This is a genomic window from Streptomyces sp. NPDC037290, from assembly GCF_055603245.1.
In genome coordinates this window covers 1-1,286 of sequence record NZ_JBVJVZ010000152.1, presented here as the reverse complement: position 1 = coordinate 1,286, position 1,286 = coordinate 1, and the positions used below count along the sequence as shown (strand labels likewise).

The 1,286-nt window shown below is 69.1% G+C and carries 2 protein-coding genes; both read left to right on the top strand.

Annotation, left to right across the window (positions count from 1 at the left end):
- Window positions 1-353: 353 nt before the first annotated feature.
- Window positions 354-785: a hypothetical protein gene (locus ACZ7HQ_RS45580; protein WP_030578855.1), complete on the top strand. Its 432-nt coding sequence runs from the start codon at window positions 354-356 to the stop codon at window positions 783-785.
- On the top strand, window positions 782-1,286 hold a 505-nt coding region (locus tag ACZ7HQ_RS45575), incomplete at its 3' end, for a hypothetical protein (protein ID WP_471003562.1). The genes ACZ7HQ_RS45580 and ACZ7HQ_RS45575, both read left to right, overlap by 4 nt.

Genomic DNA, 1,286 nt, shown 5'->3' with positions numbered 1-1,286 from the left:
CGCTGCACCGCCGCCCTCGTGCCCCAATCCGTCCCCAGCCGAGCGGACAACAGCGGTCAGGTACAGCCCCCAGAGACCATGGCGACCCCAGCTTCCTCGCAGAAAAGCGCAGTTCAGAGCCCTTCTCGACACTCAAGCACCGCTGATTCCCAAGCTCAGAGCGCGAGTTCGATTCTCGTCACCCGCTCCACGACTAAGGCCCAGGCCATCGACCCGGGCCTTCTTCGTGTTCGGCGGCGGTCCGTGGTGTGGGGCTGTGGGGGACGGCTGGAACCACATGGTTGCGGGTGGGCGTGGTGTCCTAGCGTGTGCGGAAGTGAAGGGCGACGACTCGCGTACGGGGGAGGCTTCCGGTGGGTGACGGGGCAGCGCTGGTGGAGCGGATAGCCGAGCGGCGGGCCGGGGTCGGTGACCCGAGGGCTTTGGTGGGTGAGCTGCGGCGGACGTTGGTGCTGGTGCCCTACGACCGTGGTGGGCTGTGGACCGCCGAGTTCGGCGGGGTGCGATGGGTGTGCGGGTTTACCGATGAGGCGGCGTTGGCCCGGTTCGCGGAGGAGCGGGCTGTGGTGGAGGGGGCCGGGGCCACCTCGCGGAGTTGGGAGTATGCCGTGTTCCGGGGGGCTCGGTTGCTGGATGAGGTCATCCCGGCCATGGGTGTGCCGGCCGGCGTCGCGGTGAACGTGGCCGACCCGGACGGGTCGATGCTGTTTCCGCCGGTGGTGGGGATCGTGCCGGATGCCGTCGCCGTCGACGCGGACGTCCCGGGCGCGGGGCAGCAGCGGTGAGCGGTGCGGGGGCGGAAGACCTCAACGTCGATCCCGTCAGTGTTCAGCAGATCACCAGCGGGCTGCGTGAGGCCGTTGCCGAGTTGAGGGAGATCGGTACCGGTACCGGCGCGGTGCTCGGCAAGGGGCTCTCGGACCTGTCGATGACCGGGATGGAAGCCGGTCACCACGGGCTGTCGGTGGACTTCGAGGACTTCTGCGAGCGGTGGGAGTGGGGCGTCCGCGCGCTGGTCCAGGACGCCAACGCCATCGCGGCGAAGCTGGGGCTCGCGGCGGGGATCGTGTGGGAGGAGGACCGGTACGTCCACGGGACGTTCAAGATCGCCGTGAACGCGGGCGTGGGAAATCCGCATGCCTCAGAAGACGAGATCGTCCAGCAGGACTGGGGCGATGTGTTCACCCCGGACTACCTGAGTCCGGACTACAGCCGCGAGTCGTTCGAGCGGGCATCGGACGAGGCCGGACAGACCTGGAAGGACACCGGGCGGGCGCTCGTCACCG